Below are 23,125 nucleotides of genomic sequence, written 5' to 3' on the forward strand. Positions count from 1 at the left end.
CACCACCCCACCGCCAAACACCTATCAACTGTCGCGGCGCAAATCCGGCGGAATCGGCAAGTCATCCTTGAGCGGATCCGGTCGCTTGCCCTTGCCCGCCCGGTACTGGCGAATCTGGAACACATAGGCCAGCACCTGCGCCACCGCCAGGTACAACCCTGCAGGAATTTCCTGCTCAAGCTCGGTGGAGTAGTAGATGGCCCGCGCCAGGGCCGGCGACTCAAGAATCTGCACGTTATGCTCGACGCCGATCTCACGCATCTTCAAGGCAATGAAATCGGTACCTTTGGCCACCAGCAACGGCGCCACCCCACCCTTCTCCGGATCGTACTGCAAGGCCACCGCGTAGTGCGTCGGGTTGGTGATGATCACATCGGCCTCGGGCACTGCCGCCATCATGCGCCGCTGCGACACCTCACGCTGAAGCTGACGAATACGCTGCTTCACCTCGGGCTTGCCTTCGGTGTCCTTGTATTCGTCACGCACTTCCTGCTTGGTCATCTTCAGTTTCTTGTGCGTCTGGTACAGCTGGAACGGCACATCGACTGCGGCAATCAGCAGCAACCCCGCCGCCATCCACAGCGCGCTCCATCCCACTACCTGGACACTGTGGATGATCGCCTGGTCCAGCGGCTCGTTGGCAATGGACAGCAAGGCCTGACGGTCAGACACCAACACCAGCAGCGCCACCACCAGAATCACGAAGAACTTGGCGATCGCCTTCAGCAACTCGGTCAAGGCATGCATCGAGAACATGCGTTTGATACCCGCCAACGGGTTCATGCGACTGAACTTGGGCTGCAGCAAGCTGCCGGAAAACAGGAACCCGCCCAGGGCGATGGGCGCGACGAAAGAGATGACGAACAACAGGATCAACAACGGCTGACTCGCCCAGATCGCCATCTTGCCCGATGCCAGCAGGAAGGCACCCATCGAGCGCTCGTCGACGATCACCTCGCGGGTCAGGCTGAAGTTCAGGCGCATCATCTCGAGCAGGGTCTCGGCCATGTGGCCACCGAACGCCAGCAATCCGCCCGCCCCGGCCAGAGTCACGGCCACGGTGTTCAGCTCCTTGGAACGGGCAATCTCACCTTTCTCACGCGCGTCGCGCTTGCGTTTGTCGGTGGGTTCTTCTGTCTTGTCCTGACCGCTCTCGCTCTCAGCCATGCTCAGCGCGCCCTCGCCAGTTCACGCAGCCATTGCAGCGCTTCGCTGGCCAATGCCTGGTAGTGCGAAAGAATATCGGCAAGGCCCACCCAGAAGATGCCCATGCCCAGCACCAGGGTCAGCGGAAAACCGATGGAGAAGATGTTCAGCTGAGGCGCGGCACGCGTCATCACGCCAAAGGCGATGTTCACCACCAGCAGCGCGGCGATCGCCGGCAGAATCAACAACAGGCCCGCTCCGAACACCCAGCCCAACCGCCCGGCCATCTCCCAGAAGTGGTTGACCACCAGCGCACTACCCACCGGCAGCGTGGTAAAGCTTTCGGTCATTATCTCGAACACCACCAGGTGGCCGTTCATCACCAGAAACAGCACGCTCACCAGCATGGTCATGAACTGGCTGACCACCGCCACGTTGACCCCGTTGGCCGGGTCGACCATCGAGGCGAAGGCCATACCCATCTGGATCGCAATGATCTGCCCGGCAATCACGAAGGCCTGGAACAGCAACTGCAACGAGAAGCCGAACAACGCCCCGACGATGATCTGCTCGCCACACAACAGCAAGCCGCGCACGCTCAAAGGGTCGAACTCAGGCAGCGGCGGCAACCCTGGCACGATCACCACGGTAATGGCCAAGGCAGCATAAAGACGGACCCGCGCCGGCAGCATGCGGGTACCGAAAATCGGCATGGTCATCAGCACGGCGGTGACGCGGAACAGCGGCAGGACGAAGGTGGCGACCCAGGTGCCGATCTGCGCGTCGGTCAGCTCCAGCATGCCGACCTCACCCGATCAGCTGCGGAATGCTGGAGTACAGGCCAATGATGTACTCCATGAACTTCTGCACCAGCCACGGCCCGGCGACGATCAGCGTCACCAGCATCACCAACAGACGCGGCAGGAAGCTCAGGGTCTGTTCGTTGATCTGGGTGGCAGCCTGGAACATCGCCACCACCAGGCCAACCAACAGGCTCGGCACCACCAACACGGCCACCATCAGCGTGGTCAGCCAGAGGGCATCGCGAAACAGGTCGACGGCTACTTCTGGGGTCATGCAAGGCTCTCCTTGACGGCGTCAGACACCGCCGAAACTGCTGGCCAGGGTACCCATGATCAGCGCCCAGCCATCGACCAGCACGAACAGCATGATCTTGAACGGCAACGAAATGATCAGCGGCGACAGCATCATCATACCCATGGCCATCAGCACACTGGCGACTACCATGTCGATGATCAGGAACGGGATGAAGATCATGAAACCGATCTGGAACGCGGTCTTGAGCTCAGAGGTGACGAACGCTGGCACCAGGATGGTCAGCGGCACCTGGTCAGGGCCGGCAATGTCGGTGCGCTTGGACAAGCGCATGAACAGGTCCAGGTCACTCTGCCGGGTCTGCGCCAGCATGAAGACCTTGAGCGGCCCTTGCGCCTTCTCGATGGCTTGCTGGGCGGTCATCTGCTCTTTGAGGTACGGCTGCAGGGCATCCTGGTTCACCCGGTCGAACACCGGCGCCATGATGAACATGGTCAGGAACAGTGCCATGCCGGTGAGCACCTGGTTGGACGGCGTCTGCTGCAGGCCCAGGGCCTGACGCAAAATGGAGAAGACGATGATGATCCGGGTGAAGCTGGTCATCAGAATGACGAACGCCGGAATGAAGCTCAGCGCCGTCATGATCAGCAGGATCTGCAGGCTGACCGAATACTCCTGCTGCCCGTCCGGGGTATTGGACAGGGTAATCGCCGGAATCGACAACGGGTCGGCGGCCTGAGCCAGTGGCGCGGCCAGCAGCAGCGCGATCGGCAACAGGGTGCTCAACAGTAAGCGCAGCGCGCCAATCATCACTTCTTGTCCTTCTGATCCTTGCCCATCAGCTCCAGAAGGCGCTGGGCAAACTCTGGCGTCGCCGTGCGGGCGTCGGCGGGCACATCCACAGGCTCGGCCATCACATGCAAGGTTTCGATACTGCCGGGGCTATGCCCGATCAGCACCTGCTCCTTGCCGACCTGCACCAGCAGCAGCCGGTCACGCGGGCCGATGGCGCGACTGCCGACGATCTCGATCACCTGGCCGCCCCTGGGGGCTGCGCCCTGCATGCGACGCAGCAGCCAGGCCAGGAAGAAGATCAGACCGACCACCAGCAACAGCCCGAACACCATCTGCGCCAGTTGCCCACCCAGGCTGCCGGGCGCGGACGCCGCAGGCGTTACAGGGTTCGGCGTGGCAGCGGCAAGCGCCACCTCGCTGGCCAGCAGCGTTGCCAGGGCCATCACAGCCCGCATCATGCCCTTCACTCAGCGCAGCTTCTTGATGCGTTCGCTGGGGCTGATCACGTCGGTCAGGCGAATGCCGAACTTCTCGTTGACCACAACCACCTCGCCGTGGGCGATCAGCGTGCCGTTGACCAGCACGTCGAGTGGCTCGCCGGCCAGGCGGTCGAGCTCGATCACCGACCCTTGGTTGAGCTGCAGCAGGTTGCGGATATTGATCTCGGTGCTGCCCACTTCCATCGAGATGCTCACCGGAATGTCCAGGATCACATCCAGGTTCGGGCCATCCAGGCTGACGTTTTCCTTGGGCTTGGGCGAGCTGGCGAACTCTTCCATCGGCAGGCGGCCGGCACCACCGTTGCCGCTATCGCCACCGAGCAAGGCGTCGATATCGGCCTGGCCAGCGTCGCCGGTTTCTTCCAGGGCGGCGGCCCACTCATCGGCCAGAGCCTGATCTTCTGGGGATGTGATCTCGTTTTCGTTAGCCATGATGTCCTCGACAAGCATTCAATTCGTAGAGAGCGATCGGCACGCCGTCAGCGGCGTTCGATCGGGTCGATGATCTGCAGCGCCAGGGTGCCCTTGTGCGACCCCAGCCGGGCCTTGAACGACGGCACGCCATTGGCACGCAGCACCAGGTGCTCGGGCAGCTCGACGGGGATCACGTCACCCGGCTGCATGTGCAGCACATCGCGCAACTTCAACTGACGGCGGGCAACCGTGGCAGTCACTGGCACGGAGACATCGAGCACGTCTTCGCGCAGGGCCTTGACCCAGCGCTCGTCCTGGTCGTCCAGGTCGGACTGGAAACCAGCGTCGAGCATTTCGCGCACCGGCTCGATCATCGAATAAGGCATGGTCACGTGCAGGTCGCCGCCACCGCCGTCCAGCTCGATGTGGAAGGTCGACACCACCACCGCTTCGCTCGGGCCGACGATGTTGGCCATGGCCGGGTTGACCTCCGAGTTGATGTACTCGAAGTTGACCGGCATGATCGCCTGCCAGGCTTCCTTGAGGTCGACGAAGCACTGGTCCAGCACCATCCGCACCACGCGCAGCTCGGTTGGCGTGAACTCACGGCCCTCGATCTTGGCGTGACGGCCGTCACCGCCGAAGAAGTTGTCCACCAGCTTGAACACCAGCTTGGCGTCGAGGATGAACAGCGACGTGCCGCGCAGCGGCTTGATCTTCACCAGGTTGAGGCTGGTGGGCACGTACAGCGAATGCACGTACTCGCCGAACTTCATGACCTGCACCCCACCCACCGCCACGTCGGCGGAGCGGCGCAGCAGGTTGAACATGCTGATTCGGGTGTAGCGGGCAAAACGTTCGTTGATCATTTCCAGGGTCGGCATGCGACCACGGACGATCCGATCCTGGCTGGTCAGGTCGTAGCTCTTGATGCTGCCGGGTTCGGCAACGCTCTCGGTCTGTACCAGCCCATCGTCGACGCCGTGCAACAGGGCGTCGATTTCATCCTGGGACAGCAGGTCCTGTACGGCCATTGCGGACTCCTACTGCAATACGAAATTGGTGAACAGCAGCTGGTCGACGACCGGCTTGCCGACTTCCTTCTGGGCGACTTCCTGCACCACCGCGGTGGCTTTCTGGCGCAGCATCTCCTGGCCTACCGGGCTGCCGGCCAAGGTGTCGAAGCCCTGCCCGGAGAACATCATCACCAGGTTGTTGCGGATCACCGGCATGTGCACCTTCAGCGCCTCCAGGTCAGCCTGGTTGCGACCCTGCATGGTGATGCTCACCTGCATGTAGCGCTGGCGGCCGTTCTGGTTGAAGTTGACGACAAAGGCAGGAGTCAGCGGCTCGTAGATCGCCGCCGGCTTGATGTTGCTCGCCACTGGCTCGGCCGCTGGCGCGGGTTCGCTCTTGTGCATGATGAACCAGGTGGCGCCTACAGATAGGCCAACCGCCAGCAGCAAGGCCAGCACCAGCAGCAAGATCAGCTTGAGTTTGCCTTTAGAGGCGGGGTCTTTCACTGCGTCGCTCTTTGCCATGCCAATAATCCGTCGTCCATCGGGTTTCATAGGAGGATGACGTGGCTTGAGCAAGTGTTATGCCAGATTTGGCGAAGAGCGCTAGACGTTCGTTTTTCGGGGCGATTGAGAACGAGCGCCGCCCGCGCGGCGCATCGCGAGCAAGGCTCGCTCCTACGTTTGTTTACGGCCAGTAACGCCTGTGACCGGCGCGCGCGACCGCCTTGTGTGTACGACTCGAAATCAAGCCATGCGCCAAGGCGTTCGCGCGCAAATCCCACAGGCATAACTGGCCTGAAACAAACGTAGGAGCGAGCCTTGCTCGCGATGCGCCGCGCGGGCGGCGCTCGATCTCAACCCCACCACAACCCTCAAGCGTAGTAATCGACGGCGCTGTCGCCAATCACCACCTGTTGTTCCAGCGGGCGGGAAGCATCGGCAAGCTCGCCCTGCTCAGCGCCACCCTGCCCGCGCCGCGCCGCCACCCCGGAGAACTGCGAACCATCCTGCTGGGCCTGCTGTTGCTGTTGCCCGCGCGACTGGTCGGCCACATTCACATCCGGCTGCGCCAGCCCTTGCTGGGCGAAAAGCTCACGCAAACGGTGCACCTGGCTGTCCAGCGCATCACGCACGCCGGCATGGCCGCTGATGAAGGTCACCTGAGTGGACTGGTCCGTCGCTACATTGACGCGAATGTCCAGGCGACCGAGCTCAGCAGGTTCAAGCTGGATGTCTGCCGATTTGAGGTTCTGGCTGGACAGGTACATGACCCGGTTGACCAGGCCTTCGGTCCAGGCGTTCTGGTTCATCGCCAGCGGCTGATGCAGCGGACTGCTGCTCACCGGCACCGCATTGGCGGTCTTGGCCGTGGCGGCCTGGGTCAGGTTGGCCAGGCGGTTGGCAAAATCGTCGACACGGGTATCACTGCTGGCGCCCTTGGTGTCCTTCAGGCCGTCCTCGAGCAGCGCGCTGAATGCCTTGTCACCTGGCTCCGACTGCCCGCCATCAGCCTCAGGCTTGTCGAGCAGATTCGCCAAGGTATTGACGGCCGCTTGACCCTCGTCACCCTGTACCTGGGATGGATCTGAAGCCGGGGCGGCATGTGCCGACGTCGTGCCCTTGGCCTGGGCGCTCTGCTCCAGCGCCAGACGCAGGGTGGGCAAGCTGGCCAGCGGGTCGGCCTCGGGGTCGAACGCATCCTCCTCTGGCGCTTCCGGCAAAGGGCTGACCAGCTGTGGCTTCGCGGGCTGTGCCGCAGCCTGCAGCACTGGCGCCACCGCCTCGGCCTGAGCCTGAATCAGTTGCGCGCCAGGCTGCGCATCGGTGACCTGACCGGCCACCAGGTTCGCATCCAGCGAGTTCGAATCACTGACTGGCGCAGTGTCTGCAGCGGCCTGACCCTGGTCGTCAGCTGGCAATTTGTTGCCGTCATCGGCAACCTCTGGCTTGTCGGCAGCTTCCTTTTTGCCGCTCTGAGCCGCTTCAGGCTTGTCCTTCGGCTTGGCAGCTACAGCCTTGTCATCCTGGGCCGGCACCTTGTCACGGCCCTGCTTGGCCATCACCTGATCAAAGCCAGAACCCTGCTCGCCCGCCGCCTGTGGCGACTTGTCCGCCAACGAGCTGGCCACGCGCGACGGCTTGCCCACGGCGTTGGCTTGCAACAAAGGATTGGATGCGACAGGCATCGAGGGGTCTCCGCGCCAGATACAAAAAAAACGTCTGGGCAAAGACAGGCAAAAGTCGCGCCAAGTCGCAAATCAACCTGCAGAAACGCGCTCTTGCTCACCGCGATAGAAGCGCTGAACCTCCAGGTACTCCTGGTCGATTCGATTGATCAGGTCTTCGATGCCGTACAGCGGCTGCTGCCTGACCCGATCCTCCAACTGCTGGCACAAGCTGGCCAGGCCGACCGCACCCATATTGCTGCTACTACCCTTGAAGCTGTGAGCAGCAATACCAAGCTCATCGGCATTCTTGGCTTCATGCAGCTGACTCAAGCGCCGTTCGGAATCTTCCAGAAAGGTCTCCAGCAGTTGCAGGTAGCCATCTTCCATGACTTCCCGCAAATCACTGAGCACCTTGTGGTCTATATGCATGTCAGTCACTTGTTCACTCCTTGATCAAGTTGGATTATGCCTGAGCCGCCCTGCGACCCACCATTGGACTTACCAGTCAAAGCAGACCCGTGCGCAGCGCCCGCCTTCGCACCATTCGGCGCGGTCACCCAGCCGCTGCACCAGGCCCAGGCCACGACCACTGAGCCCCTGCTCCCGAGGCGTTCGCGACAACACCTGGTAAACATCGAAGCCGGCACCGCTGTCTCGCACTTCGATGGTCAGACGCCCGCCATGGGCAAGCGGTTCCACCCGCAGGTCGATCCGCACATGGCCTTCGACCAATGAACCTAAACGCCGGGCGCGTTCCTGATAATAGTCGGCAAAACCCTGAACATCACGCTTGAGCTGCGAATCCAGGCCCAGAACACCATGCTCCAGGGCATTGGAATACAACTCGCTGAGCACGCTGTGCAAACTGCCGGTACTGGGCCGCAGGCCATGAATTTCCTGCAGCAACTGCACAAGATACGGCACCGGGTTGAAACGCTTGAGGCTTTCACCACGTAGCTCGAACCCCAACGACCAGTCCAACGGGCTTGAGCGCCCACTATCTGAGTACAGCGTCGGTGCAGGCACCCGCTCGCCAGGGGCGAACATGCGAATGTCGCACAGGCTGATGTCATCCCTGGGACGCCCGCCAAACCGCTTGAGCGCCTGCATGACCTCGTCGAACAGCAGGCCTGGGTCACTGTTGTCGGCCAGCACCTCACGCAGGCGCTGAACACCGAACAGACGATCCTGCTCATCGGCCGTATCGACCACGCCATCGGAAAGCAGCAGCAAACGCTCGCCAGGGGCCAATGGAAGCACTTCGGTGCTGTCGTCGAAACGCTCCGGCGCGAGGATGCCCAGCGGTAGATGACGCGAGCTGAGCGTCGACAGCACCTCACCGCTGGCCGACAGCCGGTAGCCATCGGGCATGCCGCCGTTCCATACCTCCACCGAGCCACGCTGCACGCTGAGGTTAAGCAGCATCACGCAGGCGAACATGTCCACCGGCAGGATGCGCTTGAGCTTGGCGTTCATTTCGCGCAGGGTCTGCGCCATGCCGTAGCCCTTGGCGGTCATGCCATAGAACACCTCGGCCAGGGGCATGGCGCCGACGGCAGCGGGCAGGCCATGGCCGGTGAAGTCGCCCAGCAGTACATGCATGTCACCGGACGGAGTGAACGCCGCCAACAACAAATCGCCATTGAATAACGCATAGGGCGACTGCAAGTAACGAATGTTGGGCGCCGACAGACAGCCGGAATGGGCCACCTTGTCGAACACCGCCTTGGCAACCCGCTGCTCGTTCAGCAGGTGATGGTGATGACGAGTGATCTGGTCGCGCTGCTCAAGCACCGTGGCCTGCAGGCGTCGCAAACGGTCCATGGCGCGGATCTTGGCACCGAGAATCACCGCACTGTAGGGTTTGGCCATGAAGTCATCGCCACCAGCCTCCAGGCAGCGCACCAAGGCATCCTCCTCACTTAACGAGGTGAGAAAGATGATCGGCACCAACGCCTCACCCGCCAGGGCCTTTATCTGCCGTGCGGCCTCGAAGCCATCCATCACCGGCATGAGCGCGTCGAGCAACACCAGCTGCGGCCTTCGCTCGACGAACAGGGCCACCGCCTGCTCACCGTTTTCAGCGGTGAACACCTGATGCCCCTGGCGCCGGACGATTTGCGCAAGCAACAAGCGATCAGCCGCGCCGTCCTCAGCCACCAGCACGGTCAACGCCTGATCAGCCGACATCACGACACTCAACTGATATCGAACAGTTTTTCGAAATTGGAGATCGCCAGGATCTTGCGCACATCAGAGCTGGCGTGCACCACCCGCACGTCCGAGTCGTCGCCGCCTGCGTGATCACGCAGCAACAGCAGCATGCCGAGCGCGGAGCTGTCCAGGTAGGTGGTGTCCTTGAGATCGACGACTACCGAGTCAGGCCGGCTGGCCTGGCGCTCGTAAGCATCCCTGAACTCCTGATGCTTGCCGAAATCGAAGCGCCCCTTGATCTTGATCGTCAGCTTTTTCTCGTCCTGCGAAAAATCACTCTCGACTGCCATACTAGCGATTCCTTCGATGATGGCGAATGCAACTCTTCAAGGTTTAGCAGCCACTGACAGGCGCCGCAAGGCAGTATCTGCAACCTGTACCGGCCCTATCGCCGGCAAGCCGGCTCCCACACGGACCGCGCCGTACCTGCAGGAGCCAGCACAACCTACAAGTGCCCCTGCCGCGGAAGGCGCTGCGACAGTTCATCCAGCAACCTTTGCTCCCGCTTGTCCTCGGCCCGCCGCGCCTCATCCATGTACCGCTGCACCAACTTGCGCAGGCCTTCCACCCGGGCATAGGCCTGCTGCCAGATGCCACGGGCATTGTTGAGGTTATTCTGGTGCCAGCTCAGACTCTGCCGCTGCTGGGTCATGGCCGTTTCAAGCTGCGCCAGGAAACGCTGGTAGTTCAGCAGCCAGCTACCATTGACACCCTGCCCCCCGCGATTGATCCATTGCGCCTGGTAACCCTCACGAAAGGTCTCAAGCTCCGCCAGCTTGGCCTGGGCCTGGGCAACCTGCTGCTGGAAATGCCCCAGGCGCTGAGCAGCCTTGCGCTCGGCCTCTTCGGCCATGTCCACCACTGGCGCAAGACGCGCGGCACGACTGGGCAAGGCCATCGACTATCAGCCCCCACCCGGCGGCGTGAAGATCATCGCCAGTTGCTCACGGCTCTTGGCCATGCCGACGTTGTCATCCAGACCTTGTCGCAGGAAGTCCACCAACTTGGGCTGCAAGGCAATGGCCAGGTCCGTTTCCGGGTCGCCACCGGCCACATAGGCACCGACGCTGATCAGGTCGCGACTTTGCGACAGGCGCGACCACAGCTGCTTGAATTTCTGCGCCTGGCGCAAATGGTTGGCATCGACCACCTGGGGCATCACCCGGCTGATGGACGCCTCGATATCGATGGCCGGGTAATGCCCCTCCTCCGCCAGGCGCCGCGACAGCACGAAGTGGCCGTCCAACACACCCCGCGCGGAGTCGGCGATCGGGTCCTGCTGGTCATCGCCCTCCGAGAGCACCGTATAGAACGCGGTGATCGACCCACCGCCCGGCTCACCATTACCTGCCCGCTCCACCAGCTTGGGCAGCTTGGCGAACACCGACGGCGGGTAACCACGGGTCGCCGGCGGCTCACCGATGGCCAAGGCAATTTCCCGCTGGGCCTGGGCAAAGCGAGTCAGGGAATCCATGAGCAACAGGACGTTCTTGCCCTTGTCGCGGAAGTACTCGGCAATTCGGGTGCAGTACATGGCGGCGCGCAAACGCATCAAGGGGGCATCGTCGGCGGGTGACGCCACCACCACCGAGCGCTTGAGCCCTTCTTCACCGAGAATATGCTCGATGAACTCCTTCACCTCGCGGCCCCGCTCACCGATCAGGCCGACCACGATGATTTCAGCCTCGGTGAAGCGGGTCATCATGCCCAACAGCACCGACTTACCGACACCGGTACCGGCGAACAGACCCAAGCGCTGACCACGGCCGACGGTCAGCAGGCCGTTGATGCTGCGGATGCCCACGTCCAGCGGCTGGCTGATCGGGTCACGATTGAGCGGGTTGATGATCGGGCCGTCCATCGGCACCCAGTCCTCGGCCTTCATCCCGCCCTTGCCGTCCAATGCGCGGCCGGCACCGTCCAGCACCCGACCCAGCATGCTCATGCCCATGGGCAGGCGGCCGCTGTCGTCCAGCGGCACCACCCGCGCGCCCGGGGCAATGCCGGCAATGCTGCCTACCGGCATGAGAAAGACCTTGGTACCGGCAAAGCCCATGACTTCGGCTTCGACCTGCACCGGGTGGTAGCTGTCATCGTTGATCACCAGGCAGCGGCTGCCCACAGCAGCGCGCAAGCCCTCGGCTTCCAGGGTCAGCCCCACCATCCGCAGCAGGCGGCCCTCGACCACCGGCTGGGTGGGCAGCTTGATCGCCTCGACGTAGGTGCCCAGGCGCTTGCCGAAACTGGTGCGGTCAAGGCGCATCGTGGTCGCCCAGCTCGACGCTGAGGTCCGGCGCTGCCGGATGCAGCGACTGGTCGTGCAACTGGTCGAACAGCTGCGTCACAGCCTTCTCGATGCGCGTCTCCATGGTCGCATCGATGCGACTGTGGGCCGTTTCGATACGGCAGCCACCCGGCAGGAGCGCTTCATCCTCCAGCAGCTTCCAGCTTTCTTCGTGACGTTCGCGCAGGGCCTTGGCCAGCTCGAAATCCTGGGGGTTGAGGTGAATGCGAATGTTGTCGGCGCCCATGGGCAACAGCTTGAGCGCCTCGCGCAGCACCTGGGTGATCTGACTGGAATCGGTGCGCAGTTCGCGACCGATCACCTGGCGAGTCATGTGCGCGACCAGGTGCACCAGGGTTTTCTCGATCTGCGTGTCCTGCTCGGCAATCGGCTCGAGCAGGTTGCCCATCAGCTGCTCCAGGCTGGCCAACTTCACCGCCAGGGCTTCCTCAGCCTCCTGACGCACCTTGAGCTGAGTGCTGTGAAAGCCCTCGCGCTCGCCGGTGGCGAAGCCTTCGTTGTAGGCCTCCTGACGGATCGCCTCAAGTTCTTCGAGGGTCAGCGGCTGGACTTCCTCCAGCGGCACCTCTTCGACCTCTTCCTCGATGACTTCGGGTTCAGGTTCAGGCTCGGGCTCCGGCTCTGGGTCGAAGCTGGGCAGCGCCCAGACATCGACGCCCTCGAGGTCGCGGGCGCGGATCAGGTCGCTGGGGTGTTCAGTGGTGGACATGCCGTCAGATTCTCAAAAACATGTTCAGCCAATGCATTCCCTGTGGGAGCGGGTTTACCCGCAAATGCATCGGCAGGGGCAACCTCATCGGCCGGTCTGGCGCATTCGCGGGTAAACCCGCTCCCACAGGGGCAGCGCCAGCCAGCATGAACCGGCAACCTTTTAAATCATTTCCTCGGCACCCTTGCCGCCGAGCACGATCTCGCCGGCTTCGGCCATACGACGGGCAATGGTGAGGATTTCCTTCTGCGCCGTTTCCACGTCGCTGACGCGCACCGGCCCCTTGGCCTCGAGGTCGTCGCGCAGCAGCTCCGACGCACGTTTGGACATGTTCTTGAAGATCTTGTCCTTGACCCGCTCGTCGGCACCTTTGAGCGACACCACCAGCACGTCGGAGGACACCTCGCGCAGCAGCGCCTGGATACCGCGGTCGTCGACATCGGCCAGGTTGTTGAAGACGAACATCAGGTCTTCGATCTGCTCGGACAGGTCGTTGTCAATTTCGCGGATCGAGTCCATCAGCGCGCCTTCCACCGAACTGTCGAGGAAGTTCATGATGTCGGCAGCACGCTTGATACCACCCAGCGTGGTCCGCGCGGCGTTGGAGTTGCCCGAGAACTGCTTCTCGAGGATCTGGTTCAGCTCTTTGAGCGCTGCCGGCTGCACGGTATTGAGCGACGAAACACGCAGAATGATGTCCAGACGCACCTTGTGGTCGAAGTTGCTCAGCACTTCACCGGCCTGGTCAGGGTCGAGGTAGGCCACCACGATGGCCTGGATCTGCGGGTGCTCGTAGCGAATGACATCGGCCACGGCGCGCGGCTCCATCCACTTCAGGCTGTCCAGGCCACTGGTGTTGCCACCAAGCAGGATGCGGTCGATCAGGCCGTTGGCCTTGTCTTCGCCCAGCGCCTGGTTGAGCATCTTGCGGATGTAACCGTCCGAGCCCACGCCCAGGCTGGTCTGGTCGCCGACGATGTCGACGAACTCGCTCATCACCTGCTCGACCTGCTCGCGGTGCACGTTACCCATTTGCGCCATGGCCACACCGACCCGCTGCACTTCCTTGGGCCCCATGTGTCGCAGGACCTGGGCGGCATCGGTCTCGCCCAGGGAGAGCAGGAGAATGGCCGCTTTGTCTACGCGGCTCAGCTTGGCGGCAACGGCTCGGTTATCACTCATCGGCGTTAATCCACTCTTTCACGACCTGGGCCACACGACCCGGGTCTTCGGCCACCAGGCCCTTGATTGCGTTGAGCTGTGCCTCGTAGCCCTCGGAAGGGCTTGGCAACAGAATGCTGCTCGGGCCACCCAGGCTGACGCGGTCGTTGGCCAATTCGCCATCCAGACCGATCATGCCGCCCAGCTCCATGTCGCTGTCCGTGGCAGCCTGCTTGCCGCCACCTGTGATGTTGTTGAGCACCGGACGCAGCACGCCGAACACCAACACCAAAATAAACACCACGCCCAGCACTTGCTTGACGATGTCCCAGAACCACGGCTGCTGGTAGAACGCGATTTCGGCGATCTCTTCGCCACGGTCAGCGGCGAACGGCACGTTGATTACCGTCACGCTGTCGCCACGGCTGGCATCGAAGCCCACCGCGTCCTGTACCAGACGGGTGAAGCGCGCCAGATCCTCGGCACCCCATGGGGCGCGAGTGGTCTCGCCGCTGGCGGCATCGACCTTGACCTGGTCGTCGACCACCACCGCCACCGACAGACGGGTCAGGCGACCCTGCTGTTGACGGGTGTGGCTAATGGAACGGTCCAGCTCGAAGTTCTTGGTGGTCTGCTCACGTTTGTCAGCCGGGTATGGCGCCAGCATCGGCTGGCCAGTGGCCGGGTCCATGATCTGCTGGCCGTTGGCATCCACCAGGGGCTGACCTGGCTGGATCGCACCGGCCGCAGGTGCGGCGGCAGTTGCGTTTTCCGGTGCTGCGGCGCCTGCCGGGGGCTGGTTGCTCAGCGCACCCGGCACGCCCTGCGGGCCTTGGCTGCTGGAGCGTTGCTCGTTGACCGCCTGCTCGCTGCGCAGTGCAGGCTGGTCTGGATTGAACTGCTCGGACGTGGATTCCACCGCGCTGAAGTCCAGGTCGGCGGACACTTCGGCCTTGTAGCGATCGTTACCCAGCACCGGCTGCAGGATGTTGTGCACGCGCTGGGTCAGCATGCTTTCCATGCGGCGGCTGTAGTCGAACTGCTTGCCGGCCATGGTCAGGGCGGTGTCCTGCAGCTGGTCGGAGAGCAGGTTGCCCTTCTGGTCGACCACGGTGACCTGCGACTTGTCCAGCTCTGGCACACTGGTGGCGACCAGGTTGACGATAGCCATCACCTGCCCCGCCTCCAAGGCGCGGCCCGGATACAGCTCGACCAGCACCGAGGCGCTTGGCTTGCGCTCATCACGGACGAACACCGAGCTTTTCGGGATCGCCAGGTGCACACGCGCCGCCTTCACATTGTTCAGGCTGGAAATGGTACGTGCCAGCTCGCCTTCCAGACCACGGCGGTAGCGGGTAGCCTCCATGAACTGGCTGGTGCCCAGGCCTTGCTCTTTGTCGAGAATCTCGAAGCCCACATTGCCGTCGCTCGGCGCCACGCCGGCGGCAGCCAGTTTCAGGCGCGCACGGGAGAGGTCGTCGGCCTTGACCAGCAGAGCACCGGAATTGGGCTCGACGTTGTAGGGAATGTCGGCAGCCGCCAGCACATCCATGACCTGCTTGGTGTCCATCCCGGCCAGGCTGCCGTACAGCGGGCGGTAGTCCGGCTGTTGCGACCAGAGCACCACGGCAAAGCCGATCGCCACGCTGGCGGCCAACCCGACCAGCAGGCCGACCTGACGCAGCATGGGCATCTGCGAGATGTTTTCCAGGAACGCCATGCCGAACAGCGGCGGCTTGGCCGCTGGCGGGCCACTTTTGGCGGGGGCGTTATCGACGACTGCTTCGGCCATGACTTAACTTCCGTCCTTAAACCGGCATCTGCATGATGTCCTGGTACGACTGAACCAGCTTGTTACGTACCTGCGTCAGCGCCTGGAAGGACACCGAGGCTTTCTGCGAAGCAATCATCACGTCGGTCAGGTCGACACCGCTCTTGCCGATCTCGAAGGCGTTGGCCAGCTGGTTGGAAGCCTGCTGGGTCTCATGCACCTTGTTGATAGCCTGGCCGAGCATGTCGGCGAAGCTGCTTTGGCCCGGCGCCAGCTCTGCGGCGGCCGACGCCTTGGGCGCGGACATGGCTTCAGCCTGCATGGCACGCATGTCCAACATCAGACGATTGAATTCAACACCTTGGCTCATGACCTTCTCTCTCCGGCGGCCGCATTTTTTTGACACTGATGCAGCGGATAGCCTGGAGCTAGCAACAAGAGTGCCAGCCCGCTCACCATCCTGTTAATTTCGTGGTTTCAGCCGTACAGGCTGGCTTCGACATCAAGCCCGGCATCACGCATCTGCGCCAACTTGTAACGCAGGGTACGCGGGCTGATCCCCAGCCGTTCGGCAGCTTCCTTGCGGCGACCACGCTCGGCGCGCAGGGTGTCGATGATCATCTGGAATTCGTGACGACGCATGTCATCACCCAGCCCAGTGGCCTCGACCGTCAAATCTTCGGATAATGGCTCAATAGTGGCACTTACTGTACCCGCCAAGGGTATGGCGCCAGCCAGGCAGAAATCCGCCGCCTCGATCACGCCACCCTGCTGCAGGATCAAAGCCCGCTGCAGTGCGTTATCCAGCTCACGGACGTTACCCGGCCAGGCATAACCCTGCAGGCAAGCGCGCGCCTCGGTGGACAGACGCACCGGCGCATGCTTCATCTTGGCCACATGACGCGCCAGCAGGCGCTCGGCCAACGGCAGAATGTCGCCATTGCGCTCACGCAGCGGCTGCCATGCCAAAGGGAACACCGAAAGGCGGTAATACAGATCTTCACGAAAACGCCCCGCCGACACCTCGCCAGCCAGGTCACGGTTGGTGGTGGCCAGCACACGGATGTCCAGCGCAACCGGCTTGCGCCCACCAACCCGCTCCACCTCGCGCTCTTGCAGCACACGCAGCAACTTGGCCTGCAGCCCCAGCGGCATCTCGGAAATCTCATCGAGCAGCAAGGTGCCGCCATTGGCCTGCTCGAACTTGCCTTCTTGGGCGGCGATAGCACCGGTGAAAGCGCCCTTTTCATGGCCAAACAAGGTGGCTTCGAGCATGTTGTCGGGGATCGCCGCGCAGTTGATCGCCACAAAAGGCTGCGCTGCGCGCAGCGATTGCTGGTGAATGAAACGCGCCAGCACTTCCTTGCCAGTGCCTGACTCCCCCGAAATCAACACGGTGGAATCACTGCGCGCGACCCGCGTCGCCAGCTCCAGCAATTGCCGGCTGGCCGGCTCGCAAGCCACTGGCCCATCTTCGTCAGCCGCCCCTACGCGCCCGGCAGCATGTCGCTCCACCAGACTCAAGAGCGCCTTGGGCTCGAACGGCTTGACCAGGTAGTCGACCGCACCTTGGCGCATCGCCTCGACAGCACGCTCCACCGCGGCATGGGCCGTCATCAACAACACCGGCAAGTGTGGGTGGTGACGCCGCAACTGAGCCAGCAGCTGGTGACCATCCATGCCCGGCATGTTCACATCGCTGACCACCAGGCTGAACGCCTCGCCACTTGCAGCTTCGAGCGCTTCCTCGGCACTGCCCACGGCACGATAGGCGTAGCCACCGATTTCCAAGGTATCGCCCAATGCCTGGCGCAATACGCGGTCATCCTCGACCAGCAGCACCTTGATTTCCATTACATAGCCTCCGCTGGCTGCCCGTCGATCAACGGCAACTCGACCCTGACACAGGTGCCGCGCCCCACCTTCGAACGCAAGCGCACACTGCCCTGATGCGCACGCACCACCGCCTTGACCACCGCCAGACCCAGCCCGGTTCCCGTGGCCTTGGTGGTCACGAACGGCTCACCCAGACGCTCAAGCACATCGGCCCCGATGCCGCAGCCGGCATCGCTGACGCACAGATGCAGCACCTGCTGGCGACGGTACAGGTGCACCTTGAGCCGGGCCGGTCCGTCACTGGCCTGCAAGGCATTTTCGATAAGGTTGAGCAACGCGCCGACCAAGGTATCGCGATTGCACAACAGCTCGCCCAGGTGGCTGTCGCACTGCCAACGCACGGCATGCCCCTGGACATGGGACTGCGCCGCCTGCTGCAGCGCCTGAAACAGCCCCTTGGGCGTGATACGGTCGCCCAACGGCAATTCGCCACGGGCAAACACCAGCATGTCACGCACCTGGTGCTCCAGTTCGTGCAAGCGCTCCTTGAGGTTGCTGGCAAAGCGCTGACGGGTCTGCGGCGCGAGCGCTTGGCTTTCGTCCGCCAAATGGCTGGCGTAGAGCATGGCGGCCGACAACGGCGTACGAATCTGATGCGCCAGGGAAGCGACCATACGCCCCAGGGATGACAGACGCTCATGGCGCGCCAACTGGTCTTGCAGGCGACGGGTTTCAGTCAGGTCGTTGAGCAACACCAACTGGCCTGGTTCAGCGTCGAGCGAGCGCGTGGCAATGGACAACCGACGGCCATCGCGCAGGGACACCTCGTGGCCGTCATCTTTGCGCGGCGCGAAACTGCGGGCGATCACTTCGCGCCACAGCTGCCCCACCAGCGGCTCACCCAGCAGGTCGCAAGCCGCCGGATTGGCCTCACTCACCAGCCCTTGCCCATCAATGACGATGACGCCACCCGGCAGCAAGTCCAGCAGATTCTGCAAACGATTGGCCAAGCGCTCCTTCTCACCCAGTTCGTCCATGCGCTGCGCACTGACAACCGCCAACTCGCCACGCAGCTCGCTGACGCGGGCCTCGAGCATGTTGTAGGACTCACTGAGCTGACTGGAAACCTGATTGAACAGGGCGAAAGCCTGCTCAAGCCCTTGTCGACTCTCCTGTTCGACCGAGGCACCCCCTGGTGGATTGGGGGTTCGGGAAAAGTGGGCGGCCTGGGGCATCGTGCTCTCTCGCGTGGCTGACCGTCATAAAAACGGTATGTTGCTAGCGATGTAGCAATAGCCGTGCCGGAGATGGGGGTTTGCTGAGGGTAGGGCTTGGGTTTTGCGGGGAGGTACACCTTGGGATTTGTGGCGGGATCGAGATCGAGCGCCGCCCGCGCGGCGCATCGCGAGCAAGGCTCGCTCCTACGTTTGTTTCGGGCCAGTTATGCCTGTGGAATTTGCGCGCGAACGCCTTGGCGCATGGCGGGACATCGGATCGTACGAACAAGGCGGTCGCGCGCACCGGTCACAGGCGTTATTGGCCGTAAACAAACGTAGGAGCGAGCCTTGCTCGCGATGCGCCGCGCGGGCGGCGCTCGATATTCGCCGCACCGCAAACCGCAAGGCTTGCGCAAGGCCTACCCAATCAATCCTCAGCCTGATCCTCGCCACCCTGGCGGCTCATGCCGTACTTGCGCATCTTCTCGACCAGGGTGGTCCGACGAATACGCAAACGTTCAGCCGCGCGCGCAACGATACCGTTGGCATCGTCCAGCGCCTGCTGGATCAACCCCTGTTCGAGACTGCCCAGATAGTCCTTCAGGTCCAGACCCTCGGGCGGCAACATGGCATGGTTGGCGAAGTTCGGTGCATGGCCATTGATGGCCACGCGCTCTTCGAGATCGCTGCGCAGGCTGTCGACCAACTGCTCGTCTTCGTCATCGACGTAGCGGAACTTCTTCGGCAGCTCCGAGACGCCAATCACCCCATACGGGTGCATGATCGCCATGCGCTCGACCAGGTTGGCCAGCTCGCGGACATTGCCCGGCCAGCCGTGACGGCACAGCGACATGATCGAAGCCGAGTTGAAGCGGATCGAACCGCGCTTCTCGTGCTCCATGCGCGAAATCAGTTCGTTCATCAGCAGCGGGATGTCTTCCACACGCTCACGCAGCGGCGCCATCTCGATGGGGAACACGTTGAGCCGGTAATACAGGTCTTCGCGGAAGGTCCCGTCCTCGATCATCGTTTCGAGGTTTTTGTGGGTTGCCGCGATGATTCGCACATCGATGCTCTGGGTCTTGTTGCTGCCAACGCGCTCGAAGGTACGCTCCTGCAACACCCGCAACAGCTTGACCTGCATCGGCAACGGCATGTCACCGATCTCGTCGAGGAACAACGTACCGCCATTGGCCAACTCGAAGCGCCCGGCACGGCTGGTGATGGCCCCGGTGAAGGCGCCCTTCTCGTGGCCGAACAGTTCGCTTTCCAGCAACTCGGCAGGGATCGCGCCGCAATTGACCGGCACGAATGGCGCTTCACGGCGCTTGGAGTGGTAGTGCAGGTTACGCGCCACCACCTCCTTGCCAGTGCCGGACTCGCCCAGGATCAGCACGCTGGCGTCGGTGTCGGCCACCTGCTGCATCATCTGCCGCACGTGCTGGATCGCCCGACTGGTACCCACCAGGCTGCGGAACAGGTTCGGCTCACGCTGCCGACCACGCTCACGCGCCTGGTCGTACATCTCGCGATAAACCTGGGCACGGTGCAGGGAATCGAGCAGCTGGCTGTAGCTTGGCGGCATTTCCAGGTTGGACAGGACCCGGCGGCGCAAGTCTTCCGGGAAGTCCGCAGAAGAAATTTCACCTAAAAGCAGAACCGGAAGGAACTCATCCCACCCAGCCACTGTCTTAACGAGCCCGAGTACTCCACCTGGAGCATTCACGGTACCGACCAGCACGCACAGCACTTCGCGACTCGAAGACAACGGCTCGACCACCCGTTGCCAGTCCTGACTGGAGCACGGGAGGTTTTCTTCGCCGAGGAAGTTCAGGACCACCGCCAGATCGCGGCGGCGCTCGCTGTCGTCATCGATCAGGAGAATTTTGGTTTCACGCCACATGCAATAGCAACTTCCCTAGTCATATCGGCGCCCTTAGGCGTGCTCGACATCATTCCGACTGAATGGTCAGTGTTCGGACGTCTGAAATTCGAAAACAGCCACTAGTAAAGTCAAAAAACAGCACGTAGTCAAATTAATGGCGCACGGCTTTTTGTACATCTGTGGTCAACTGAACAGATGGTATACCTTGGCAGCACTTTTCGCCTGACGGATTTGCGTCATCTCGTCGACTATTGATTGACGCTCGCCACTTGCAACCTCGATTAGCTGCTGATAAACCGCCAGCAGCCCCTCAAGACTCGAACGCACTGCAGCCTCGTTGCTGAGCGCCTCTGCCAGTACATCCTCGACACAGATACGGCATTCAAGGTCGAGCTCGCTGACCACATTCCAGTCACGACTGGCCAAAGCGGCCAGCAATGCATCGCGGGTCCGCTCGATACGCTCGATCACCTCGCTCATACAACCTCCCGGCTCAGGATGCCGCCGACTGCTCGCCGACCGCATCCCAACCTTCCTTGACCGTGGTCAGCAAGTCCCTGACCTCGTCCAGAATCGACGGGTCATTATGGACATTGGCCTCGCTCAGACGGCGAGTCATGTACAGGTACAGGTTATCGAGACGATTGAGCTCATCCGTCATGTTGTCGCGATCCAGACCTTCGCGCAGCCCGCCAATGATGCCGATGGCCTTGCCGATTGCGATGCCTTTGCCGGCAATGTCCTTACGCTGCATCGCACCGCTGGCCTGGGCAATACGGTCCAGGCCGCCTTCCATCAGCATTTGCACCAGACGATGCGGACTCGCCTCGGAGGTCTGCGCCTGGGCGCCGATCTTCTGGTATTGCCGAAGGGCTAACATTGGATTCATGGGTACCTCGTCACCACGGGGTTGCTGTATGACCGGGCTATCGGCGCGGCGTCAAAAAACTTTAGCGAGAATACAAAAAGCCCGACAGAGCGTCACGCTTCGTCGGGCTTTTGGCGTTACTTTCGACTTACCCCATCGCATCTCTGACCCGGCATCACCGGGCGATGTCAATCAGGAGTTCTTCTGCTGGGCCGCCATCGCTTCGAAGATGGAAACAACGCTGTCGCGCTGCGCGTTCAACTGACCGACCAAGGTATCCATGGTGTTGTACTTCTTGGTCAGAGATGCTTCCAAATCCTTGATACGGGCATCCAGCGAGCTCTGCTCCAGACTCAGGCCCTTCTTGGCTACCTCAAGCGACTTGCTGCGCTCATCAAGCACACCACCCGTTGCCGAGAACGGCTCCATGGCCTTGGTCATTCGATCCAGCAGACCACCATCGCCATTGAACAGGCTCTGCACCTCGCCGCCGAGCTTCTGATCTTCGATCGCCTTGGTGAACTTGGTCGAATCGAATTCCAGAAGACCACTGCCTTGAGTGGTATTGATCCCCAGCTGCGAAAGCACACTCAACTGCCCCGAACCGGAAGTCGCCGGAACCACCAGTTCATTACGCAGCGCCGTGAGCATGCTGCGCACTGCAGAGTCGCCCGACAGCGCAGGCGTCGACCAGGTACCATCAGATCCCTGGACCGACTTGCTGACACCATTGATTGCCAGCACCAGCGAGTTATAGGCATCGACAAAGGACTGCACGGAGGTCTTCAGGCCCTCGGTGTTCGCCGTCACGCTGATCGATACCGGTGACAGCGCTTCAGTCTTGGACAACAACTCGAACGTCATGCCACTGATAGCGTTGTCGACCTTGTTCGACTTGCTGGTCAGAGCCATGCCGTCGATTACAAACTCAGCATCCTGCGCCAGGTCACCAATACGCCCGGCACCGCCATCATCGGTGATCTGATCGGCCGGACTAATCGCCAAAGAGTCGATGCCCGAGGTGGAAATATCCGAAAGCTCGCCCATGGTCGTGGAGCTCAAGACCAGACGGGAGCCCTGCCCATCATTGACGATATTGGCCGTGAAGCCTTTCGAAGTCGCCTGTGCGTTGATCGCATCACGCGCCTGCTGCAAGGTAGCGTTGGCCGGAATGGTAACGTCGAAGCCGACGCCGTTCTGGGTAATGGTCAGCGTGCCGCCAGTGTCAGAAACCTCGGAGCTGCTGTCAGCAAACCGCTGACTGGCAACCCGCGAAGCCGTCGCCAGTTGCGTGACCTGGACAGAATAGCTGCCATTGACCGCCGAACTGCCAGCGGTAGCCTTTACGTACTTATCGTTGGAGGTAGTGGCCACAGACCCGAGAAATGCCGGGTTGGAGCTGTCATTGAGCTTCTCCAGCGCAGTCTTGTATGCCGCCAGAGCACTCTTGAGACCACCTACTGCGGAAATCGACGCGGTATTGGCCGAGGTGCGGCGATCGATCTGGCTTTGCTTGGGGGTTTTCTCGGCATCAACCAGGGCCTTCACAATGGACGCGGTATCGAGACCGGAACCCAGCCCCAAACTCGGTAGAATTGGACTTGCCATTACATCCTCCTTCTCTGGTTAACGCCGAAAAGCTGAGCTTCCTCATCAGCATCGGTGCAACAATTCAAATGACCTGCCAGCCGTCAAGCTTTCTCATCGAAGAGCAGACTGTTGACGTCGTGCAAACTCCGAGCCAGCTCCAGCGCGGTTTCCGACGGTATCTGCCGGATCACCTCGCCACTGTCACGGGCAACGACCTTGACGACCCAGGTGCCGGTGGAATCATCCACCGAAAATTCCAGGTTGCGCTGCAACGACTGGACGAAATCCTGTATTTCCTTGACAGCCGAATGCAACTCGGCCTCGCTCTTGGGAGCGTCTTCCTGCGATGTCTTGCGGACCTGCCCGTAGGCTTTCTCGACCGCATCATCCTTATGGGTATTGCCGGCCAGCGACGACACCGGATACGACGGGCTCGACTTGACGCTTATGTCCATCGCACATCACCTCTGA

The 23,125-nt window shown here is 61.9% G+C and carries 25 protein-coding genes; all 25 read right to left on the bottom strand.

The window, feature by feature from the left end; all coding sequences use genetic code 11:
* Positions 1-24: 24 nt before the first annotated feature.
* Positions 25-1,167: a flagellar biosynthesis protein FlhB gene (flhB, locus tag PspTeo4_RS14185; RefSeq protein WP_322364438.1), complete on the bottom strand. Its 1,143-nt coding sequence runs from the start codon at positions 1,165-1,167 to the stop codon at positions 25-27.
* Between the two features lie 2 nt (positions 1,168-1,169).
* On the bottom strand, positions 1,170-1,946 hold the full coding sequence (gene fliR, locus PspTeo4_RS14190) for a flagellar biosynthetic protein FliR (protein ID WP_322364439.1): 777 nt from the start codon (positions 1,944-1,946) through the stop codon (positions 1,170-1,172).
* Between the two features lie 7 nt (positions 1,947-1,953).
* Positions 1,954-2,223, bottom strand: coding sequence for a flagellar biosynthesis protein FliQ (gene fliQ / locus PspTeo4_RS14195; RefSeq protein WP_322364440.1), 270 nt, complete (start codon positions 2,221-2,223; stop codon positions 1,954-1,956).
* A gap of 21 nt (positions 2,224-2,244) precedes the next feature.
* A complete protein-coding gene (gene fliP / locus PspTeo4_RS14200) occupies positions 2,245-3,012 on the bottom strand; it encodes a flagellar type III secretion system pore protein FliP (RefSeq protein ID WP_322364441.1) in 768 nt (255 codons plus the stop codon).
* Entirely contained in the window at positions 3,012-3,452 is a 441-nt protein-coding gene (gene fliO / locus PspTeo4_RS14205) for a flagellar biosynthetic protein FliO (RefSeq protein ID WP_322364866.1), read from the bottom strand. The genes fliP and fliO overlap by 1 nt, the downstream gene beginning before the upstream one ends.
* A gap of 12 nt (positions 3,453-3,464) precedes the next feature.
* Positions 3,465-3,929 (bottom strand): flagellar motor switch protein FliN, encoded by a 465-nt coding sequence (gene fliN, locus PspTeo4_RS14210; RefSeq protein ID WP_322364442.1) that lies wholly within the window; start codon positions 3,927-3,929, stop codon positions 3,465-3,467.
* Positions 3,930-3,976: 47 nt separating this feature from the next.
* Positions 3,977-4,945: a flagellar motor switch protein FliM gene (gene fliM / locus PspTeo4_RS14215; RefSeq protein WP_322364443.1), complete on the bottom strand. Its 969-nt coding sequence runs from the start codon at positions 4,943-4,945 to the stop codon at positions 3,977-3,979.
* Between the two features lie 9 nt (positions 4,946-4,954).
* On the bottom strand, positions 4,955-5,452 hold the full coding sequence (gene fliL, locus PspTeo4_RS14220; protein WP_322364444.1) for a flagellar basal body-associated protein FliL: 498 nt from the start codon (positions 5,450-5,452) through the stop codon (positions 4,955-4,957).
* Positions 5,453-5,802: 350 nt separating this feature from the next.
* Entirely contained in the window at positions 5,803-7,116 is a 1,314-nt protein-coding gene (locus PspTeo4_RS14225; protein ID WP_322364445.1) for a flagellar hook-length control protein FliK, read from the bottom strand.
* A 72-nt stretch (positions 7,117-7,188) separates the two neighbouring features.
* Positions 7,189-7,536, bottom strand: coding sequence for an Hpt domain-containing protein (locus tag PspTeo4_RS14230; protein WP_322364447.1), 348 nt, complete (start codon positions 7,534-7,536; stop codon positions 7,189-7,191).
* A 60-nt stretch (positions 7,537-7,596) separates the two neighbouring features.
* Positions 7,597-9,288 (bottom strand): fused response regulator/phosphatase, encoded by a 1,692-nt coding sequence (locus PspTeo4_RS14235; protein ID WP_322364448.1) that lies wholly within the window; start codon positions 9,286-9,288, stop codon positions 7,597-7,599.
* Between the two features lie 8 nt (positions 9,289-9,296).
* The gene (locus PspTeo4_RS14240; protein WP_322364449.1) at positions 9,297-9,602 is read right to left on the bottom strand and encodes an STAS domain-containing protein; all 306 of its coding nucleotides are present in this window, start codon (positions 9,600-9,602) and stop codon (positions 9,297-9,299) included.
* Between the two features lie 155 nt (positions 9,603-9,757).
* Positions 9,758-10,210, bottom strand: a complete 453-nt coding sequence (gene fliJ, locus PspTeo4_RS14245) for a flagellar export protein FliJ (protein ID WP_322364450.1) — start codon at positions 10,208-10,210, stop codon at positions 9,758-9,760.
* 6 nt (positions 10,211-10,216) lie between these two features.
* On the bottom strand, positions 10,217-11,575 hold the full coding sequence (gene fliI / locus PspTeo4_RS14250) for a flagellar protein export ATPase FliI (protein ID WP_322364451.1): 1,359 nt from the start codon (positions 11,573-11,575) through the stop codon (positions 10,217-10,219).
* Complete coding sequence (fliH, locus tag PspTeo4_RS14255) at positions 11,565-12,326, bottom strand: flagellar assembly protein FliH (protein WP_322364452.1); 762 nt, start codon at positions 12,324-12,326, stop codon at positions 11,565-11,567. The genes fliI and fliH overlap by 11 nt, the downstream gene beginning before the upstream one ends.
* Before the next feature lie 162 nt (positions 12,327-12,488).
* A complete protein-coding gene (gene fliG, locus PspTeo4_RS14260; protein WP_023381528.1) occupies positions 12,489-13,508 on the bottom strand; it encodes a flagellar motor switch protein FliG in 1,020 nt (339 codons plus the stop codon).
* Positions 13,501-15,279: a flagellar basal-body MS-ring/collar protein FliF gene (gene fliF, locus PspTeo4_RS14265; RefSeq protein WP_322364453.1), complete on the bottom strand. Its 1,779-nt coding sequence runs from the start codon at positions 15,277-15,279 to the stop codon at positions 13,501-13,503. The genes fliG and fliF overlap by 8 nt, the downstream gene beginning before the upstream one ends.
* Positions 15,280-15,295: 16 nt before the next feature.
* Positions 15,296-15,628, bottom strand: a complete 333-nt coding sequence (gene fliE, locus PspTeo4_RS14270; protein ID WP_322364454.1) for a flagellar hook-basal body complex protein FliE — start codon at positions 15,626-15,628, stop codon at positions 15,296-15,298.
* A 107-nt stretch (positions 15,629-15,735) separates the two neighbouring features.
* On the bottom strand, positions 15,736-17,112 hold the full coding sequence (locus PspTeo4_RS14275; protein WP_322364455.1) for a sigma-54 dependent transcriptional regulator: 1,377 nt from the start codon (positions 17,110-17,112) through the stop codon (positions 15,736-15,738).
* The gene (locus PspTeo4_RS14280; protein ID WP_322364456.1) at positions 17,112-18,329 is read right to left on the bottom strand and encodes a sensor histidine kinase; all 1,218 of its coding nucleotides are present in this window, start codon (positions 18,327-18,329) and stop codon (positions 17,112-17,114) included. The genes PspTeo4_RS14275 and PspTeo4_RS14280 overlap by 1 nt, the downstream gene beginning before the upstream one ends.
* Positions 18,330-18,738: 409 nt before the next feature.
* Positions 18,739-20,214 carry a transcriptional regulator FleQ gene (fleQ, locus tag PspTeo4_RS14285; RefSeq protein ID WP_322364457.1) on the bottom strand — a complete coding sequence of 492 codons (1,476 nt, stop codon included), beginning with the start codon at positions 20,212-20,214 and terminating at the stop codon, positions 18,739-18,741.
* A 165-nt stretch (positions 20,215-20,379) separates the two neighbouring features.
* Positions 20,380-20,676: a flagellar protein FliT gene (locus tag PspTeo4_RS14290; protein WP_322364458.1), complete on the bottom strand. Its 297-nt coding sequence runs from the start codon at positions 20,674-20,676 to the stop codon at positions 20,380-20,382.
* Between the two features lie 13 nt (positions 20,677-20,689).
* Positions 20,690-21,085 carry a flagellar export chaperone FliS gene (gene fliS / locus PspTeo4_RS14295; RefSeq protein ID WP_322364459.1) on the bottom strand — a complete coding sequence of 132 codons (396 nt, stop codon included), beginning with the start codon at positions 21,083-21,085 and terminating at the stop codon, positions 20,690-20,692.
* A 171-nt stretch (positions 21,086-21,256) separates the two neighbouring features.
* Entirely contained in the window at positions 21,257-22,672 is a 1,416-nt protein-coding gene (fliD, locus tag PspTeo4_RS14300; protein ID WP_322364460.1) for a flagellar filament capping protein FliD, read from the bottom strand.
* 83 nt (positions 22,673-22,755) lie between these two features.
* Positions 22,756-23,109, bottom strand: coding sequence for a flagellar protein FlaG (locus tag PspTeo4_RS14305; protein ID WP_322364461.1), 354 nt, complete (start codon positions 23,107-23,109; stop codon positions 22,756-22,758).
* Positions 23,110-23,125: the final 16 nt, after the last annotated feature.

The organism is Pseudomonas sp. Teo4 (assembly GCF_034387475.1).
Lineage (GTDB): Bacteria > Pseudomonadota > Gammaproteobacteria > Pseudomonadales > Pseudomonadaceae > Aquipseudomonas.

Coding starts and splice junctions, on each gene's coding strand:
- fliH (WP_322364452.1), bottom strand. CDS start 12,326: ATGTCCACCACTGAACACCCCAGCGACCTGATCCGCGCCCGCGACCTC.
- fliI (WP_322364451.1), bottom strand. CDS start 11,575: ATGCGCCTTGACCGCACCAGTTTCGGCAAGCGCCTGGGCACCTACGTC.
- fliO (WP_322364866.1), bottom strand. CDS start 3,452: ATGCGGGCTGTGATGGCCCTGGCAACGCTGCTGGCCAGCGAGGTGGCG.
- fliR (WP_322364439.1), bottom strand. CDS start 1,946: ATGCTGGAGCTGACCGACGCGCAGATCGGCACCTGGGTCGCCACCTTC.
- fliN (WP_322364442.1), bottom strand. CDS start 3,929: ATGGCTAACGAAAACGAGATCACATCCCCAGAAGATCAGGCTCTGGCC.
- fliL (WP_322364444.1), bottom strand. CDS start 5,452: ATGGCAAAGAGCGACGCAGTGAAAGACCCCGCCTCTAAAGGCAAACTC.
- fliE (WP_322364454.1), bottom strand. CDS start 15,628: ATGAGCCAAGGTGTTGAATTCAATCGTCTGATGTTGGACATGCGTGCC.
- fleQ (WP_322364457.1), bottom strand. CDS start 20,214: ATGTGGCGTGAAACCAAAATTCTCCTGATCGATGACGACAGCGAGCGC.
- flhB (WP_322364438.1), bottom strand. CDS start 1,167: ATGGCTGAGAGCGAGAGCGGTCAGGACAAGACAGAAGAACCCACCGAC.
- fliQ (WP_322364440.1), bottom strand. CDS start 2,223: ATGACCCCAGAAGTAGCCGTCGACCTGTTTCGCGATGCCCTCTGGCTG.
- PspTeo4_RS14280 (WP_322364456.1), bottom strand. CDS start 18,329: ATGCCCCAGGCCGCCCACTTTTCCCGAACCCCCAATCCACCAGGGGGT.
- PspTeo4_RS14290 (WP_322364458.1), bottom strand. CDS start 20,676: ATGAGCGAGGTGATCGAGCGTATCGAGCGGACCCGCGATGCATTGCTG.
- fliJ (WP_322364450.1), bottom strand. CDS start 10,210: ATGGCCTTGCCCAGTCGTGCCGCGCGTCTTGCGCCAGTGGTGGACATG.
- PspTeo4_RS14235 (WP_322364448.1), bottom strand. CDS start 9,288: ATGTCGGCTGATCAGGCGTTGACCGTGCTGGTGGCTGAGGACGGCGCG.
- PspTeo4_RS14275 (WP_322364455.1), bottom strand. CDS start 17,112: ATGGAAATCAAGGTGCTGCTGGTCGAGGATGACCGCGTATTGCGCCAG.
- PspTeo4_RS14305 (WP_322364461.1), bottom strand. CDS start 23,109: ATGGACATAAGCGTCAAGTCGAGCCCGTCGTATCCGGTGTCGTCGCTG.
- PspTeo4_RS14225 (WP_322364445.1), bottom strand. CDS start 7,116: ATGCCTGTCGCATCCAATCCTTTGTTGCAAGCCAACGCCGTGGGCAAG.
- PspTeo4_RS14240 (WP_322364449.1), bottom strand. CDS start 9,602: ATGGCAGTCGAGAGTGATTTTTCGCAGGACGAGAAAAAGCTGACGATC.
- fliP (WP_322364441.1), bottom strand. CDS start 3,012: ATGATTGGCGCGCTGCGCTTACTGTTGAGCACCCTGTTGCCGATCGCG.
- fliM (WP_322364443.1), bottom strand. CDS start 4,945: ATGGCCGTACAGGACCTGCTGTCCCAGGATGAAATCGACGCCCTGTTG.
- fliG (WP_023381528.1), bottom strand. CDS start 13,508: ATGAGTGATAACCGAGCCGTTGCCGCCAAGCTGAGCCGCGTAGACAAA.
- fliF (WP_322364453.1), bottom strand. CDS start 15,279: ATGGCCGAAGCAGTCGTCGATAACGCCCCCGCCAAAAGTGGCCCGCCA.
- fliD (WP_322364460.1), bottom strand. CDS start 22,672: ATGGCAAGTCCAATTCTACCGAGTTTGGGGCTGGGTTCCGGTCTCGAT.
- fliS (WP_322364459.1), bottom strand. CDS start 21,085: ATGAATCCAATGTTAGCCCTTCGGCAATACCAGAAGATCGGCGCCCAG.